Annotated in this window: 14 protein-coding genes; 12 read left to right on the forward strand and 2 right to left on the reverse strand. The window is 64.5% G+C overall.

Going from position 1 to position 16,205, the window contains the following annotated elements:
* Positions 1-56: 56 nt before the first annotated feature.
* Positions 57-1,724 (reverse strand): AMP-binding protein, encoded by a 1,668-nt coding sequence (locus tag BLW56_RS11460; protein WP_093510598.1) that lies wholly within the window; start codon positions 1,722-1,724, stop codon positions 57-59.
* A gap of 132 nt (positions 1,725-1,856) precedes the next feature.
* On the opposite strand from BLW56_RS11460, the gene BLW56_RS11465 reads away from it, so the two are divergent.
* From BLW56_RS11465 to BLW56_RS11495, 7 genes are all read left to right on the forward strand, one after another.
* Complete coding sequence (locus BLW56_RS11465) at positions 1,857-2,390, forward strand: hypothetical protein (RefSeq protein ID WP_093510599.1); 534 nt, start codon at positions 1,857-1,859, stop codon at positions 2,388-2,390.
* Positions 2,391-2,647: 257 nt separating this feature from the next.
* A complete protein-coding gene (locus tag BLW56_RS11470; protein ID WP_256203396.1) occupies positions 2,648-3,097 on the forward strand; it encodes a hypothetical protein in 450 nt (149 codons plus the stop codon).
* Positions 3,098-3,148: 51 nt separating this feature from the next.
* Complete coding sequence (pabB, locus tag BLW56_RS11475) at positions 3,149-4,993, forward strand: aminodeoxychorismate synthase component I (RefSeq protein WP_177175919.1); 1,845 nt, start codon at positions 3,149-3,151, stop codon at positions 4,991-4,993.
* Between the two features lie 128 nt (positions 4,994-5,121).
* The gene (locus tag BLW56_RS11480) at positions 5,122-6,333 is read left to right on the forward strand and encodes a pyridoxal phosphate-dependent aminotransferase (protein ID WP_093510601.1); all 1,212 of its coding nucleotides are present in this window, start codon (positions 5,122-5,124) and stop codon (positions 6,331-6,333) included.
* A gap of 352 nt (positions 6,334-6,685) precedes the next feature.
* Complete coding sequence (gene msrA / locus BLW56_RS11485) at positions 6,686-7,366, forward strand: peptide-methionine (S)-S-oxide reductase MsrA (RefSeq protein ID WP_256203428.1); 681 nt, start codon at positions 6,686-6,688, stop codon at positions 7,364-7,366.
* Positions 7,367-7,509: 143 nt separating this feature from the next.
* The gene (locus tag BLW56_RS11490) at positions 7,510-8,661 is read left to right on the forward strand and encodes a serine hydrolase (protein WP_093510603.1); all 1,152 of its coding nucleotides are present in this window, start codon (positions 7,510-7,512) and stop codon (positions 8,659-8,661) included.
* 6 nt (positions 8,662-8,667) lie between these two features.
* Positions 8,668-8,979 carry a hypothetical protein gene (locus BLW56_RS11495; RefSeq protein ID WP_093510604.1) on the forward strand — a complete coding sequence of 104 codons (312 nt, stop codon included), beginning with the start codon at positions 8,668-8,670 and terminating at the stop codon, positions 8,977-8,979.
* Positions 8,980-8,983: 4 nt separating this feature from the next.
* On the opposite strand, the gene BLW56_RS21000 is transcribed toward BLW56_RS11495, so the two are convergent.
* The gene (locus BLW56_RS21000; protein WP_177175920.1) at positions 8,984-10,114 is read right to left on the reverse strand and encodes a M23 family metallopeptidase; all 1,131 of its coding nucleotides are present in this window, start codon (positions 10,112-10,114) and stop codon (positions 8,984-8,986) included.
* A gap of 221 nt (positions 10,115-10,335) precedes the next feature.
* Here BLW56_RS21000 and sucC point away from each other — a divergent pair, with 221 nt between their 5' ends.
* From sucC to BLW56_RS11525, 5 genes are all read left to right on the forward strand, one after another.
* Positions 10,336-11,544, forward strand: a complete 1,209-nt coding sequence (sucC, locus tag BLW56_RS11505; RefSeq protein ID WP_093510606.1) for an ADP-forming succinate--CoA ligase subunit beta — start codon at positions 10,336-10,338, stop codon at positions 11,542-11,544.
* Positions 11,545-11,816: 272 nt separating this feature from the next.
* On the forward strand, positions 11,817-12,566 hold the full coding sequence (locus BLW56_RS11510) for an electron transfer flavoprotein subunit beta/FixA family protein (RefSeq protein ID WP_093510607.1): 750 nt from the start codon (positions 11,817-11,819) through the stop codon (positions 12,564-12,566).
* Complete coding sequence (locus BLW56_RS11515) at positions 12,563-13,492, forward strand: electron transfer flavoprotein subunit alpha/FixB family protein (RefSeq protein WP_093510608.1); 930 nt, start codon at positions 12,563-12,565, stop codon at positions 13,490-13,492. Before BLW56_RS11510 ends, BLW56_RS11515 begins: the two co-directional genes overlap by 4 nt.
* A gap of 6 nt (positions 13,493-13,498) precedes the next feature.
* A complete protein-coding gene (locus tag BLW56_RS11520; RefSeq protein WP_093510609.1) occupies positions 13,499-14,827 on the forward strand; it encodes a DUF389 domain-containing protein in 1,329 nt (442 codons plus the stop codon).
* A gap of 91 nt (positions 14,828-14,918) precedes the next feature.
* Complete coding sequence (locus BLW56_RS11525; RefSeq protein WP_093510610.1) at positions 14,919-16,199, forward strand: serine hydrolase domain-containing protein; 1,281 nt, start codon at positions 14,919-14,921, stop codon at positions 16,197-16,199.
* Positions 16,200-16,205 lie beyond the last annotated feature (6 nt).

The raw sequence follows: 16,205 nt of genomic DNA on the forward strand, positions 1-16,205 counted from the left end.
CATGACAAAGGTTACAACATAACATTGCTGCCTTTTGTCGCATCAGCGGGATGCAGCTACGCGCCTTCTTCCGCGCGCAACGCCTTCCGGTCGAGCTTGCCGATCATCGTCTTGGGTAGGTTCAGCCGGACTTCGACGGCCTTCACCCGTTCATGCTTGCCAAGCTGCGGATTGAGCCAGGCGGCGAGCGCCTCGCCGCTGACATCGAATCCGTCTTCCAGTGTGACGAAGGCCTTGGGTGCTTCGCCGCGATAGGCGTCGGGGACGCCCAGCACGATCGCTTCCTTCACCGCGGGATGTTCGTAGAGATGCGCCTCGATCACGCTCGGATAGACTTTGAAGCCGCCGACCGCGATCATGTCCTTCAGCCGGTCGACGATGCGGATATAGCCGTCCTCCTCGACCACCGCGACGTCGCCGGTGCGCAGCCAGCCGTCGTCGGTGAAGCTGTCCTTGTCCGCGTCGGGACGGTTCCAATAGCCCTGCATGATCTGCGGTCCCTTGACCGCGAGTTCGCCGGGTTCGCCATCAGGGGCGTGCTTCGACGGGTCTTCCTTGTCGAGCAGGCGGATGTGCGTTGCGGGTATCGGCTGGCCGATCGTGCCCGGCCGGACGGGGCCTGCATAGGGATTGGTCGCAACGACGCCCGAGCTTTCGGTGAGGCCATAGCCTTCGACCAGCGAGGCGCCGGTGGCTGCGACGAATTTTTCGCGCAGCTCGGCAGACATCGGCGCACCGCCCGATATGCAGACGCGCAGCGAGGAGAAGTCGGTTTTCGCTAGGTCGGGATGATCGAGCAGCGCCTGATACATCGTCGGCACGCCGGGCAACGCGGTCGTCTTCGTCCGCGTGATCGCCTCCAGCGCCTGCTTTGCGTCGAAACGCGGCAGCATCGTGATCGTGCCGCCGTTCAGCACCGTTCGGTTGAGGACGCAGGTGCTGGCGAAGACGTGAAAGAAGGGAAGCACACCGAGGATACGATCCTCGGCGCCATGGTCGGGATCGATCGTATTCACCTGCCGCGCGTTGGCGGTCAGATTTTGGTGGGTCAGCTTGGCGCCCTTGGGCGTGCCGGTCGTGCCGCCCGTATACTGGATCAGTGCGACGTCCTTTTCGGCGTCGATCGCCACGGGATCGGGTTTGCCGTCATTGTCGGTGAGCTCGGAAAAGCGGATGGCGCGGGGATCTTCTGGCAGGGCTGCGACTTCGCTGCGCTTGAACAGGCGATACAGGATCGATTTGGCGGTCGGCAATCCGCCGGCGACCGAACCGACGACGAGCTGCTTGAGGCTCGATCCGTCGAGCACCCGGAGCGCGGTGGGCAGCAGCGCTGCGGCGCTGATTGTGAACAGCATCTCGGTGCCCGAATCCTCGACCTGCGCTTCAAGCTCGGCGACCGTGTAGAGCGGCGAGAAATTGACCACCGTCGCCCCCGCGGCAAGCGCGCCATAATAGGCCGCGACATAATGGGGGACGTTGGGCAGAAACAGGCCGACCCGGCTCCCTTTGCCGATACCGCGCTGTTGCAGCCCCCGCGCGACGCGGGCGACGCCGCTTGCAACCTCGGCATAGCCGAACTGGCGGCCGAGGAAGTCGAGCATCGGGGCATTGCCCTTTCGCGCGACACTGGCGGCGAGCATGTCGGGCAGCGACAGCGGCGCAAACTCCTGATCCCAGGCCGTGGGGTGGCGATAATCGGTCGACCAGGAAAAGCGGCTGTCCATCGGGGGCTGGAATCCTCTCAATATTTCGGGGCTTCTTTACACTAGGGTCAGCAAGCATCGATTTGCAACCGGCTCGCTTGCGGCGCTGCGGCGCGGCGGCTAGGCAAGGCCGTCTTTGTTCTGGAGGATCGCATGCTGCATTTGTCTTTGCGCCTGACCGGCGCGCTGGTCCTCCTCGGCTTCGCGATTCCCGTTGCGGCAAAGGACAAGGCGCCGCCCCCGCGCCCGGCACAGATACAGGAACTTTATAACTGCCGCGACATCGCGGACGCCTCCGCGCGCCTTGCCTGCTTCGACCGCGAGGTCGGCGAATTGCAGGCAGCCGATACGAACCGCGAAATCAGCTTTGCCGACAAGGAAACGGTGAAGAAGACGCGGCGCGGCCTGTTCGGGTTCGACCTCCCTGACTTCGGTCTTTTCGGCGGCGATGACGAGGAAGAGAAGGTCAAGAGCGTCGAAACCACCGTCACCTCGGCATCGATGACGAAGGACGGCGGTTACCGCATTGCGATGGCGGACGGTTCGGTCTGGGTGCAGATCGACAACAAGCGGATGCCGCTGGCGCCGCGCCCCGGGCAGAAGATCGAGATCAAGACCGCGTCCTTCGGCACCTATTTCCTCAGCCTCGAGGGACGGCCTTCGATCCGCGTGCGCCGCGAGCGCTAAGCGGCGCGCCATCCCGTGGCGGTTGGCGAAGAACCGCGCGGCCGGTCGCATGGTCCGCTCCCGCATCGCCCGGCGAAGCGCCTCCGAGTGACATAGCCGTCGTTACCGCTATCTTGCGGCGGGGCGGCCGGGCGGTTAGTCACGGCGGCATGTTATCGAAGGGGGGCATTATGCCGCAATTTCAACGCTTTGCAGTGTTATTCATTCTTCTTGCTTGCGCAGCTGCTGCTACGGCTGCGATGGTCAAGGACAAGGATTTGCGCTCGCAACCGATACAAATCCGCGAGCTTTATGCCTGCCGCGGCGTTGTCGATGCCGCCGGGCGTCTAGCCTGTTTCGACCGCGAGGTGGGTGAACTTGCAGCGGCCGAAGCGGCGGGCGAAATCACCTTCACCGATCGCGAGACCGCACAGAAGACGCGCCGCGGGCTGTTCGGTTTTTCCTTCCCCAAGCTTGGAGGGGTTTTCGGCGGTGACGAAGACGAGATCAAGGAAATCGATACCGTGATCCGCAGCGTCAGCACCGACCAGTCGGGCAAATATCGGCTGGCGATGGAGGACGGCACCATATGGGTGCAGATCGAATCGGCCAATCTGCCGCGCCAGCCCAAGCCGGGGCAGAAAGTGAAGATCAAGGTCGCGTCGATGGGTAGCTATTTTGCTACGATCGAGGGCGGTCGCTCAATCCGCATGAAGCGCGACCGCTGATCGCGGCTCGCGCACGATCGGCTGCCCTGAATTAGAGATGGCGAGATAGCGATGACGGGCGGTGATGCAATTCCTCTTCCGGGTCCGGACTGCGCGCCTTTCGTGCTGCTCGATGACGCGCGCATGCACGGCGCCGTGGCGGCGCGGCTGTTTGTCGACCCGGTCGAGATTCTCACCGTCCATTCGGCGGCCGACATGCCGACCTTGTTGTCGGCGCTCGAAGCTGCGGAGGCGCGAGGGCTCTATGCCGCAGGCTACCTGGCGTATGAGGCGGGCAAGGGACTGGCGCCAGCATGGCGCGGGCCAGTTGGTGACGGGGCCGCGGCCGCTCCGCTGGGGTGGTTCGGGCTGTTCGCCGGGCTGCAGCGGATCGACGCCGACGCGGTACCCGGCCTGCTCCCCAACCCCGCGTCGGCATGGGTGGGCCGCCCGAAACCGGGTGTCACCCGCACCGGCTATATGGCGGCGGTCGAAGCAGTGCTGGCTTATATTCGCGCCGGTGACATTTATCAGGCCAACCTGACCTTTCGCACCGATGTCCCCGTGCTCGGCAATCCGCTCGCCGTCTATGCGCGGCTACGGCAAACGGCGCGCGCAGGGTATGGCGGTTTCATCTGGACCGGCAACCAGGCGATCGCCTCGCTGTCGCCGGAACTGTTTTTCGCGCTGCGCGGACGCGATGTGGTGGCGCGGCCGATGAAGGGTACGGCGACCCGGCTCGCCGATCCCGAGGCCGACCGGCGCGCGGCGCGCGAGCTTGCCCAAGACCCCAAACAGCGCGCCGAAAATCTGATGATCGTCGACCTGATCCGGAACGATCTGTCGCGCGTCGCGGTGCCGGGATCGGTCGCGGTGCCCGATCTGTTTCGCGTCGAAAGCTTTCCGACGGTCCATCAGCTTGTGTCGGATGTCAGCGCGCGGCTGCCCGCGGGCGCCGGGGCGGTCGACGTGCTGCGCGCGGCGTTTCCTTGCGGGTCGATCACCGGCGCGCCGAAGGTGCGCGCGATGGAGATTATCGATGAACTCGAAGAGGGGCCGCGCGATATCTATACCGGATCGATCGGTTTCATCGAGCCGGGGGGCGACGCGGCGTTCAATGTCGCGATAAGGACGCTCGTCTTTCCCGCCATGTTACCGCAAAGCGGCTTGCGGGAAGGTCCGCCTTGCGCCACGCTGGGGCTGGGTTCCGGAATCGTCGCCGATAGCGAACCGGCTGAAGAGTGGCGCGAATGTCTGGCCAAGGGGGAATTTGTGGGCGCAGCGGGGGAAAGCTTCGACCTCATCGAAACAATGTTTTTCGACCCCGTGGACGGGGTCCAGCGGCTCGAGGGGCATTTGGCGCGGATGAAGGCGAGCGCGGCGTCGCTCGGCTTCGTGTTCGACCGCCATGGCGCGCGCAACAGCTTGCAGTCGGCGACTTTTCGCCTGCGCCATGCCGCGCGGGTGCGGATGCGGCTCGCGCCGTCGGGTGCGCTCGCGATCGAGGCGTCGCCGCTGCCGCGGCTTGCCGAACTGCCGGTTCCGGTGGCGGTGCGGTCGGCGCCTTTGAGTGCGGACGATTTCCGGCTGACGCACAAGACCAGCCTGCGCGCCGCCTATGACCACGCGCGGCACGAGAGCGGCGCGGCCGAAGTCGTCTTCGTCGACGAGCCGGGGTTCGTCACCGAAGGAAGCTGGAGCAATATCTTCGTCGAACGCGGGGGGCAGTTGCTCACCCCGCCGCTTGCGCTCGGACTGCTCCCGGGCGTGCTGCGCGCCGAACTGATCGACAAGGGGCGCGCGGTCGAATCGCACCTGCGGCTCGCGGATCTGGAGAGCGGATTCTTCATCGGCAATTCGCTGCGCGGATTGATCCCGGCACGGCTAGCCGACGCTGCGGCATCCCCGATAGGCTGACCTGCCTGCTGCATAGGTAAATTATCAAGCTGCACGCTTGCGAATATCGGTTAGACGCTTTAGGCGCGGCCGCGCGCAATTTCCTGTCCTTTTGCAGCCCGACCGCGCAAGCCACGGAAGATATCGTCATGTCGCTGAAGCCCCATGTCTCCGCCGCCCTCAACCGCATCCAGCCGTCGGCAACGCTCGCGATGACCGCGCGCGTATCGGCGCTGAAAGCCGCGGGTGTCGATGTGATTGGCCTCAGCGCCGGCGAGCCCGATTTCGATACACCCGACTTCGTCAAGGAAGCGGCGATCGAGGCGATCCGCAACGGACAGACCAAATATACGCTCGTCGACGGCACCGTGGCGCTGAAGGAAGCGATCCGCGGCAAGTTCCGCCGCGATAACGGCCTCGAATATGGCCTCGACCAGATTTCGGTCAATGTCGGCGGCAAGCATACTTTGTTCAACGCGCTCGTCGCGACGGTCGATCCGGGCGACGAGGTCATCATCCCCGCGCCCTATTGGGTCAGCTATCCCGACATCGTCGCCTTTGCGGGCGGCACGCCGGTGATCATCGAAGGCACCGCGGCGCAGAACTACAAGATCACGCCCGCGCAGCTTGACGCCGCGATCACGCCGAAGACGCGCTGGGTGATGTTCAACTCGCCGTCGAACCCGTCGGGCGCCGCCTATTCGGGCGAAGAGCTCGACGCGATCGGCGAAGTGATCCGCCGCCATCCGCATGTGATGGTGATGACCGACGACATGTACGAGCATGTCTGGTACGCCGATTTCGAATTCACGACCTTCGCACAGCGCTGCCCCGACCTGATCGACCGCGTCCTGACGGTCAACGGCTGTTCGAAAGCCTATGCGATGACCGGCTGGCGCATCGGTTATGCCGGCGGTCCCGCCTGGATCATCAAGGCGATGGGCAAGCTCCAGTCGCAGTCGACGTCGAACCCCTGTTCGATCGCGCAGGCGGCCGCCGCCGCCGCGCTCGGCGGACCGCAGCAGTTTCTCGACGATCGCAACGCCGCGTTCAAGAAGCGCCGCGACATGGTCGTCGCGATGCTCAACGACGCGCCGGGGCTCGACTGCCCCGTCCCCGACGGCGCTTTCTATGTCTATCCCGACGCGTCGGGCTGCATCGGCAAGAAGACCCCCGACGGCAAGCTGATCGACAGCGACGAAGCGCTGATCGACTATTTCCTCGACAGCGCCAAGGTCGCGGCTGTGCATGGCGGCGCCTTTGGCCTGTCGCCGGCATTCCGCGTTTCCTATGCGACGTCGGAAGCGGTGCTGAAGGAAGCGTGCGTGCGCATCCAGCAGGCGTGTGCCGCGCTCAGCTGACGTGCCTCCGGTACAAAATGATCTGCGCAAGATTATTTTGTACCGATCGGTCTTGTAATCGCTGACGCCGGGCCTATCTGCACATGAACGGCGGTTAACCGCCCGGTTCACCGGATAGTAAGTCATTTCCTTTAAGGGTGACTGTCAGCACTGCACGGCTGGTCGGGGCGCTCCATATCGTCGGTGTAACCAAAGCGGTCCTGACCGCGAATCGACAGATATGAAAAAAAGAGGCCACCATGCTCTCCATGCTCCGCTCCGACTGGTTTCTGACCATGCTCGCTGGTTTCGCGATTGGCGCGACCTACATCATTCTCAACCAGCCGGCGCTTCCGATCCCGGCGTGACGCCGCTGCGGCGCAGCCTTTCGCTTCGCGCCGTCACGGCGCTGGTCGCAGGCGCGATCGTCGCGCAATGCGCCCCCGCCCAGGCCGAAAGCGTCGTCAAGCTGCCCGCGGCGCTGGTCGACCCCGCCGTCAACGCGAAGCGCGCGACAGCGGTGCTCGCGGGCGGTTGCTTCTGGGGCGTCGAGGGCGTCTTTTCCAACGTAAAGGGCGTGATTTCGGTTGAATCGGGCTATCATGGCGGCAGCGCCGCCACCGCCCGATACGAACTCACCCATGATGGCAAGTCGGGCCATGCGGAGGCTGTTCGCATCGTCTATGACCCGACGCAGGTCAGCTATGGCAGCCTGCTTCGTATTCTCTTTTCGGTCGTTGCCGATCCCACGCTGAAAAATCGTCAGGGCCCCGACAGCGGCACGCAATATCGCGCTGCAATCGTCCCGCTCGACGCCGGCCAGCGGCAGGTCGCGACCGCCTATCTCTCGCAAATCGGCCGCGGCAAATATTTCGCCAAGCCGATCGTCGTGCCGGTCGAGGCGTATAAGCGCTTCTATCCCGCCGAGCCCAATCACCAGGATTTCATGCGCCGCAACCCGTCGAACGGCTATATCCTCCGCTGGGACGCGCCGAAACTGGCGGCGCTGAAGCGGCTTTATCCCGACATGGTGCGGGCGCGGCCCGCGCCCTGAACTTGGTCCGGTTCCCGCCATTGGTCGCGGCAGAAGAATCATTCACCGCAAATCGCTGGCCCGCCCCGGGCGCCTGCGAGACGAGGAAGGGGCCCGAGAGGGGTCGGGCAACGGATATATAAAGTCGCAGGTGCGGGGTTAGAATGAAGTTCAGCTTTTCCGGCAGGCCGCTCCTCGCCGTGTCGATGGGAGCCACGGTACTCGCGGGCTGCGTCAGTAGCGCCGCGATCGTTCCGCAGCCGCGCGCGCAGCAACAACAGCAACAAGCGGTGCGCGGCCCCGCGGGGGCGGTCACCGTTCCGATCGGACAGCCGGTGCGGTCGCAGATGCCGCGTCCCTCGGGGCCTGTCGATCCCGGGTTTGGCCGTGCTCCCGCTGGTCTCAACGATCGCATTTTCGAACTGTGGCGCGCCTTTCCGGGCAAGACGGGTATCGCGGTGCAGCGCATCGATGGCGAATGGTCGCTCTCGCAGCGCGGCGCCGAGCTTTTTCCCCAGCAGAGCGTTTCGAAACTCTGGGTCACCTTGTCGGTGCTCGATGCAGTCGATCAGGGCCGGATGACGCTGGATCAGCGCGTCCGCATCGGTCCCGAGGATCTGGTGGTCTTTCATCAGCCGCTCGCGGCGCGTGTGCGGTCCGAGGGTTCGGTCACGATGAGCGTCCGCGATCTGATCGAAACCGCGATCACGCACAGCGACAATCTTGCGAACGACAGCCTGCTGCGCACCGTCGGCGGCCCCAATGCGGTGCGCGCCTTCATTACGAAAAAGGATCTCGGATCGATCCGTTTCGGTCCCGGCGAGCGCCTGTTGCAGGCTGGCACCGCAGGGCTGACCTGGCAGCAAAGCTATTCGGTCGGCCGCAATTTCGAAGGCGCGCGCGCCGCACTGCCCGCCGCGACGCGCCAGGCGGCGATGAACAATTATCTCGCGAACCCGGTCGACGGTGCGAGCCCGTCCGCGATCGCGAGCGCGCTGACGCGGCTGGCGCGGGGAACCCTGCTGTCGCCGAAGTCCACCGAATATCTGCAAGGCGTGCTCGGCCGCACGAAGAGCGGGCCGAGGCGCCTGAAGGCCGGGCTGCCGCCGGGCTGGCAATTCATGCACAAGACCGGGACCGGCCAGAATCTCGGCGGGATGACCGCGGGCTATAATGATATCGGCATCGCGACCGCGCCCGATGGCACCCGCTATGCGATCGTCGTGATGATGGGCAGCACCACTGCAAGCATCCCTGCGCGCATGGCGCTGATGCAGTCGGTCTCGTCCGCCGTCGCCGAATATCACGGAAAGTAATCGCCGATGAAACTTGCTGTCCTGCCGCTGGTCCTGCTTTCGCTCGCGCTCGCAGGCTGTGCGACGCCCGAGACACGGCTGCGCACCGGCCTCAATAACGCCGGCCTGTCGAAAGCGATGTCAGCGTGCATGGCCGAACGCATGGTCGACCGGCTGTCCTTGCTCCAGCTCCGCCGTCTGTCGGCGCTCGGCAGCCTCAAGGACAAGCATGTCACCGACCTGACGCTCGACCAGTTCTTCCGCAAGGTCCGCGCGCTCAAGGATCCCGAAATCCTGACCGTCTCGACCAGCTCGGCGGCGCTCTGCGCGCTGCGCTAGGCGATCAGTCGCCCGGAAAGCGGACGACGAGGTTCGGCGGCGGGAAGCTGTTTCGTACCGTCTCCGGGGGCTCGGCGGGCGGCCATGCCTCGCCGCGGAACAAATCGTCGATCGCCGCATATTGTCCCAGACGCGTCAGAGATGCGAAGACATAAGGCTGGCCTTCGGCGCCCAGGATCGATGCCCGGTCGGCGAGATGGAAATGCAGGTGCGGCGCGCTCGCCTGTCCGGTGAAGCCGAGGAAGCCGACGACCTGACCCGCCTTAACCCGATCTCCCGCCTTGACCGGCGCGCCTTGCTTCAGATGCTCATAGGTCGCGATGCGCCCGCCACCGATATCGAGCATGAGATAATTGCCGCTCGCGTCGGCGATCGCCGGGTTCTCGCGGCCCTTGACCGACGGAGGATCGGGCACATCGTCGCGCACCGCAACGACCCGTCCATCGGCGACCGCGAGCACCTCGGCGCCGAAGCCATGATGGTTCGCCGGGATATTGGCGTCGCCCGACGATAATTTTCCGCCGCTGTCGACCTTCATGAAATCGATCGCGAAGCGGCCGGGCAGGGTGGCGGTTCCTTCGGTGGCGTAGAAGACACGGCGGTGGCCGCGCTCCATCCCCGGGTCATACACCGCGACCCATGGCCCGCCGCGCAGCGGCGACGACAGGCAGGGGAGGGGCGCGGTGGCTGGCGATGCCGTGCCGCCCGAAATCGTGAAACTGGCGCTGTCGGCCCCGACCTTGCCCAGCGTCAGTTCGTGCGAAATGCTGCCGCGCGTCAGTCCGGCCGCGACGGGCGCATTGATATAGAGAACCGCGCGGCGGCCGGGCGGAAGGACTCGCGCATCGGCCTCGGCGGGGCCGACGAGCCCGATTGCCTTCGCCAGTTCGTCGTCGGCATAGGTCTTGAGCGGTATTCCCTTCTCACCGCTTTTCACGACAAGCCGGTCGAGCCGCAGCGGCAGGCTGGCAAAATTGGTAAGATGCAGTTCGTAGACGAGTTGATCGGCGGCGCCGACGCGGACGATATCCGGCGCCTCGGTGACCCGAATATCGAGCGCCTGACTGGTCTGCGCCGATGCCGCACCGGGGCCGCCGAATGCCAGAAACGCCAAAAGCGGAAGTTTTATCTGCATCTTCGGCTCCCTCATCCCGATCGGCAGCGCCGCCCGATTGTCAGCTCGGGCCATCATCGACTCGTGCGCGCGCCGTTATCCCGAAGACGGACCGGCTCGTCGACAGCCTTTGCGGCGCACAAGAATATCTGGGGGGCGCGGGGGTAGCGTTACGGGCGAACTTGTGCTTATGCGGCGCCAAACTTCTCCCCGCTCCAGAGTCGAAAGGCCCGGCAGACCTCATGAACATCCACGAATATCAGGCAAAAGAACTGCTCGCGAAATTTGGCGTCGCTGTCCCCAAGGGCATCGCCGCGATGAGCGTCGAGGAAGCAGTCGCCGCGGCGAAGCAGCTCCCCGGGCCGCTCTATGTCGTGAAGTCGCAGATCCACGCGGGTGGCCGCGGCAAGGGCAAGTTCAAGGAACTGGGCCCCGATGCGAAGGGCGGCGTTCGCCTTGCCAAGAGCATCGAGGAAGTCGAAGCGCATGCCAAGGACATGCTCGGTAACACGCTGGTGACGATCCAGACCGGCGAAGCTGGCAAGCAGGTCAACCGCCTCTACATCACCGACGGCGCCGACATTAAGCAGGAATTCTACCTCGCGCTGCTCGTCGACCGCGCCACCAGCCGCATCGCGGTCGTCGCCTCGACCGAGGGCGGCATGGACATCGAAACCGTCGCGCACGACACGCCGGAAAAGATCCACACCATCACCATCGACCCCGCAACGGGCATCCAGCCGCACCACGGCCGCAGCGTCGCCGCAGCGCTCGGGCTGGAAGGCGATCTTGCGAAGCAGGCCGCGAAGGTCCTCGGCGGTCTTTACGCCGCGTTCCTCGGCACCGATGCCGAACAGATCGAAATCAACCCGCTTGCCGTCTGCGAAGGCGCGAACGGCGACGAGCTGCTCGTGCTCGATGCCAAGGTGGCGTTCGACGGCAATGCCATGTTCCGTCACAAGGATCTCGCCGAGCTGCGCGACCTGACCGAAGAAGACCCGGCCGAGGTCGAGGCGTCGGAATATGACCTCGCCTACATCAAGCTCGACGGCAACATCGGCTGCATGGTCAATGGCGCCGGCCTCGCGATGTCGACGATGGACATCATCAAGCTGAACGGCGAATTCCCCGCCAACTTCCTCGACGTCGGCGGCGGCGCTTCGAAGGAAAAGGTCACTGCGGCGTTCAAGATCATCCTCAAGGACCCCGCCGTGAAGGGCATCCTCGTCAACATCTTCGGCGGCATCATGAAGTGCGACATCATCGCCGACGGCATCGTCGCCGCCGCGAAGGAAGTGAACCTCTCGGTTCCGCTCGTCGTCCGCCTCGAAGGCACGAACGTCCAGGAGGGCAAGGATATCCTCGCCAACTCGGGTCTGCCGATCGTTGCGGCCAACGATCTCGGCGACGCGGCAAAGAAGATCGTCGCGGAAGTTCGCGCGGTCGCGTGATAAGATTCCCCCCTCTCCCCTTGTGGGAGAGGGATGCGGAGACTTGGCGGCTTGCCGCCTAGTCGAAGCTGGGTGAGGGGTTGCGAGCCGCAAGCTCGCGCGGCGCAAGGCGCCGGCCACCCTCATCCAAGTCTGCCTAATCGCCTGCGGCGATAAGGCTCCCTATCCTTCTCCCCTCAAGGGAGAAGGGGTTTCGGGGACTGCTAGTTGACGTTTACGTAAACGCCAATTATGGCGCAGTGCACAATTTTTCGAGAGGAGCTTTTGAAGCTATGAAAATCCTCGTCCCCGTGAAGCGGGTACTCGATTACAACGTGAAGCCGCGGGTCAAAGCCGACGGCACGGGCGTTGATCTGGCCAATGTCAAAATGTCGATGAATCCGTTCGACGAGATCGGCGTCGAAGAGGCGATCCGCCTCAAGGAAAAGGGCGTCGCGACCGAGATCGTCGCGGTCTCCGTCGGCCCGGCAAAGGCACAGGAAACGCTGCGCACCGCGCTTGCCATGGGCGCCGACCGCGCGATCCTCGTGCAGACCGACGACGCCGTCGAGCCGCTCGCGATCGCCAAGATTCTGAAAGCCATCGCCGACGCCGAACAGCCCGGCCTTGTCATCCTCGGCAAGCAGGCGATCGACGATGACAACAACCAGACCGGCCAGATGCTCGCAGCGCTGACCGGCTGGGCGCAGGGCACCTTCGCCAGCGCGGTCGCTGTCGATGGCGACAGCGTCAATGTGACGCGCGAAGTGGACGGCGGCCTCGAAACGGTGAAGCTGAAGCTTCCCGCGATCGTCACCACCGACCTTCGCCTGAACGAGCCGCGCTATGCTTCGCTGCCGAACATTATGAAGGCGAAATCGAAGCCGCTCGATACCAAGGCCCCCGCCGATTACGGCGTCGATACCGCTCCGCGCGTGACGGTGGTCAAGGTCAGCGAACCCGCCGCCCGCTCGGCCGGCATCAAGGTCGCCGATGTCGATGAACTGGTTGCCAAGCTGAAAGCGCTGGGAGTGCACTCATGAAAACTCTGGTTTGGGTCGAACATGACGGCAAGGCCGTCAAGGACGCCACGCTTGCTGTGGTCACCGCCGCATCGAAGCTCGGCGAAGTCCATCTGCTCGTCGCAGGTGCTGGCGTCGATGCCGTCGCCAAGGAAGCCGCTGGCATCGCCGGCGTCGGCAAGGTGCATGTCGCCGACAACGCCGCCTTTGCGAACAACCTTCCCGAAAATATCGCGCCGCTGATCGCCGACCTGATGGGCAGTCACGATGCGTTCCTCGCGCCTGCGACGACCACCGGCAAGAATATCGCGCCGCGCGTCGCTGCCTTGCTCGACGTGATGCAGATTTCGGAAATCCTGTCGGTCGAGGGTCCGAAGACCTTCACCCGCCCGATCTATGCCGGCAACGCGATCGCGACCGTCGAATCGTCGGACGCCAAGCTGGTCCTGACCGTGCGCGGTACCGCGTTCGACAAGGCCGCGACCTCGGGCGGTTCGGGGACGATCGAAGCCGTCGGCGGCGGCAGCGACGCCGGCATCTCGAGCTTCGTCGGTGCCGAAATCGCCAAGCAGGATCGCCCCGAACTCACATCGGCCAAGATCATCGTGTCGGGCGGCCGTGCGCTGGGTTCGAGCGAGAAGTACGAAGAAGTCATCGTCCCGCTCGCCGACAAGCTCGGCGCCGCGCTCGGTGCTTCGCGCGCTGCGGTCGATGCGGGCTATGTCCCCAACGATTATCAGGTCGGCCAGACCGGCAAGATCGTCGCGCCGCAGGTCTATTTCGCAATCGGCATCTCGGGCGCGATCCAGCATCTCGCCGGCATGAAGGATTCGAAGACGATCGTCGCGATCAACAAGGACGAAGACGCCCCGATCTTCCAGGTCGCCGACTTCGGCCTCGTCGCCGATCTTTTCAGCGCTGTTCCGGACCTGACGGCGAAGATCTGATCCGCCGTGACCGGCGATCACCCCGGAGTGCCCGGTCTCGGCGATGCCCCGTTCAATGCGGGCGGCCGGCGGGCAGCCCGGAACGACGATCATCACGACGACGCGGTCGAGGGCGACGACGCCCTCGACCGCTCGTTGATTCTGGCGAGCGTCGCGCGCGACGCGCGGCTCGACAAGAAATTCCTCCTGCTCATCATCCTCGCGGCGATGATCGCGACGCTCGGGCTGCTGCAAAGCTCGACCGCCGTCGTGATCGGTGCAATGCTCGTGTCGCCGCTGATGGGTCCGATCATGGGCGTCGGCTTCGGCCTCGCGACGCTCGAAAGCAATCTGATCCGCCGTTCATTGGTGACGCTGGCCGCCGGGATGGCGGTTGCCGTGCTCGTCGCGATGCTGATCATCTGGCTGTCGCCGATCCGCGACGTGACGCCCGAATTGCGCGCGCGGACGCAGCCCACGCTGCTCGACCTCGGCGTCGCGGTCGTCGGCGGGATCGCGGGTGTTTACGCGATCATGCGCAAACTCTCGGGCGTGATGGTCGGCGTAGCCATCGCGACCGCGCTGGTGCCGCCGCTGTCGACGGTCGGCTTTGGGCTCGTCACCGGCCGGTTCGACTTTGCCATGGGAGCGGCGCTGCTGTTCCTTACCAATACGCTGGCGATTGCCTTTGCCGCGACGATCGTCGCTCGGCTCAACCATTTCGGCCCATCGCTGACCCCGCAGCATACCGCGCTGCAGGTCGCAGGGATCGTCGCGACGCTTGGCATATTGTCGATTCCGCTCGCGCTGACCCTCAACAGTCTTGCCGGCGAAGTGCGCGCCCGGTCGGTCGTGCAGACTGAACTGCGGGCGCTCCTAGGCGAAAGCGACCGGGTCGACAGTCTTAACGTCCGCATGGAAAGCGATGCAGTTGCCGTCGACGGCGTCGTGCTCGTCGATCGCTATGCCGGGCAACTCGACAAAGAGCTCGCGGCGAAAATCGGCACCGAACTCGATCGCGAGGTGCGCGTCAATATCGTCCAACTCCGGCAACAGACCAATGCCGCTGTGCAGGTGGAGGAACAGCTCAATCGCCGCATTACGACGCTCGAACAGCGCGAAGAGGAAAGCCGTGCGATTCTTGCGGGCCTGACCGTCGGAGAATTGCTGCCGCGCGATCGCGTATTGATCGATGGACAGGCGCGCCGCGTGATCGTCCAGCGCGACCGCGATGCCGAGGGCGAACAGGTTTCCGCCGCGATCGACCGGATCATGGCATCGGTGCAGGTGGACTATCCACAATGGTTGATCCAGAACGGCAGCCTGACAGCGGCAGAAGCAACCGCGACCGAATAGTTTTCGCAGACCTATTCGGATTGACCTGCCGCGCCCGATCTCATGTGATGTGTATGGATTCGCGGTGACGGGTCGGGACAGGGGAGGCGATATGCGCGGCAAGCGACTGGCACTGGCGATGATGCTGGCATGTGCGGCATCGGTGGCGCCCTTCTCTCCGTTGCACGCGCAAGCCGCCCCCGCCGAAACATTGAAAATCGACAAGGCGCGAATCGATGCGGCGCTGAAGGCGATGATCGCCGATGAGCGCGCCGTGGGGACATCGGCGCTGATCTGGCAGGATGGGCGCGAGGTCTATTTCGGTAGCGCCGGCATGGCCGACCGCGAAGCGAAGCGCCCGATGCGCCGCGACACGATCGCGCAAATCTATTCGATGACTAAGCCGGTGACCGGCGTCGCGCTGATGCAGCTTTGGGAACAGGGCAAGTTCCGTCTCGACGATCCGCTTTCCGAATATCTCCCTGAATATGCCGATATGCGCGTTTATGCGGGCAAGGATGCGGCGGGCCAACCGCTCTACGTGCCCGCCGAACGTCCGATAACCGTTCGCGACATCCTGCGCCACACCGCGGGCTTCGTCTATGGCGCCGGACCGACCCCCGCGCATGATGCCTATGTCGCGGCCGACCCGCTCGCGCTGACGATCCCGCTGTCGGAAGCGAGCAAGCGCCTCGCCGCCGTGCCGTTGCTTTATCAGCCGGGCACGCAGTGGGAATATAGCATCGCGGTCGACGTTCAGGCCGCACTTGTCGAAAAACTCTCGGGACAGCCGTTCGCCGACTATGTGCGTGAGCATATCTTCTTGCCGCTGAAGATGACCGAAACCGCCTGGCGCCAGCCCGACGCGCGGTTGCCCCGCTTTGCCGCGATGAATGTGATGAAGGAGGGCAAGCTCGTTCAGCAGGACGCTGCCGCCGCCCGCAAGCTCAATTTCGAAGATCATGCGCTAACCCCCGGCGGCTTCGGCCTCGCGTCGACGCTCGACGATTACCAGCGTTTCGCGCGCATGCTCCTGAACCGGGGTGAACTCGACGGCGTGCGCATCCTTAAATCCTCGACCGTAAAGCTGATGGCGACCGACCAGCTTGATCCGGCGATCACCAAACGCGCATGGCTCCCCGGCAAGGGGGCGGTCGGTTTCGGTTTCGATTTCGCGGTCCGCAAATCGCCTCCCCAAATCCCGGCCGAAAATCGCGGCGCAGTCGGCGAATTTTTCTGGGACGGCGCAGCCTCGACGCTCTTCTGGGTCGACCCGGCGAACAGGCTTACCGCGGTCTTCTTCGTCCAGAAGATGCCCTATGACGGCACGCTGCATCGCGATTTCCGTGCAGCGGTCTATGGGCCCGATTATAAGGGGCCGGCAGGGGATTAGGCTGTC

The organism is Sphingopyxis sp. YR583 (genome assembly GCF_900108295.1).
GTDB lineage: Bacteria > Pseudomonadota > Alphaproteobacteria > Sphingomonadales > Sphingomonadaceae > Sphingopyxis.

What these genes read in the sequence shown, in the direction of transcription:
- BLW56_RS11510 (WP_093510607.1), top strand. Translation starts at nt 11,817, where the DNA reads ATGAAAATCCTCGTCCCCGTGAAGCGGGTACTCGATTACAACGTGAAG.
- BLW56_RS11525 (WP_093510610.1), top strand. Translation starts at nt 14,919, where the DNA reads ATGCGCGGCAAGCGACTGGCACTGGCGATGATGCTGGCATGTGCGGCA.
- BLW56_RS11495 (WP_093510604.1), top strand. Translation starts at nt 8,668, where the DNA reads ATGAAACTTGCTGTCCTGCCGCTGGTCCTGCTTTCGCTCGCGCTCGCA.
- BLW56_RS11480 (WP_093510601.1), top strand. Translation starts at nt 5,122, where the DNA reads ATGTCGCTGAAGCCCCATGTCTCCGCCGCCCTCAACCGCATCCAGCCG.
- pabB (WP_177175919.1), top strand. Translation starts at nt 3,149, where the DNA reads ATGACGGGCGGTGATGCAATTCCTCTTCCGGGTCCGGACTGCGCGCCT.
- BLW56_RS11490 (WP_093510603.1), top strand. Translation starts at nt 7,510, where the DNA reads ATGAAGTTCAGCTTTTCCGGCAGGCCGCTCCTCGCCGTGTCGATGGGA.
- BLW56_RS21000 (WP_177175920.1), bottom strand. Translation starts at nt 10,114, where the DNA reads ATGCAGATAAAACTTCCGCTTTTGGCGTTTCTGGCATTCGGCGGCCCC.
- sucC (WP_093510606.1), top strand. Translation starts at nt 10,336, where the DNA reads ATGAACATCCACGAATATCAGGCAAAAGAACTGCTCGCGAAATTTGGC.
- BLW56_RS11460 (WP_093510598.1), bottom strand. Translation starts at nt 1,724, where the DNA reads ATGGACAGCCGCTTTTCCTGGTCGACCGATTATCGCCACCCCACGGCC.
- BLW56_RS11465 (WP_093510599.1), top strand. Translation starts at nt 1,857, where the DNA reads ATGCTGCATTTGTCTTTGCGCCTGACCGGCGCGCTGGTCCTCCTCGGC.
- BLW56_RS11515 (WP_093510608.1), top strand. Translation starts at nt 12,563, where the DNA reads ATGAAAACTCTGGTTTGGGTCGAACATGACGGCAAGGCCGTCAAGGAC.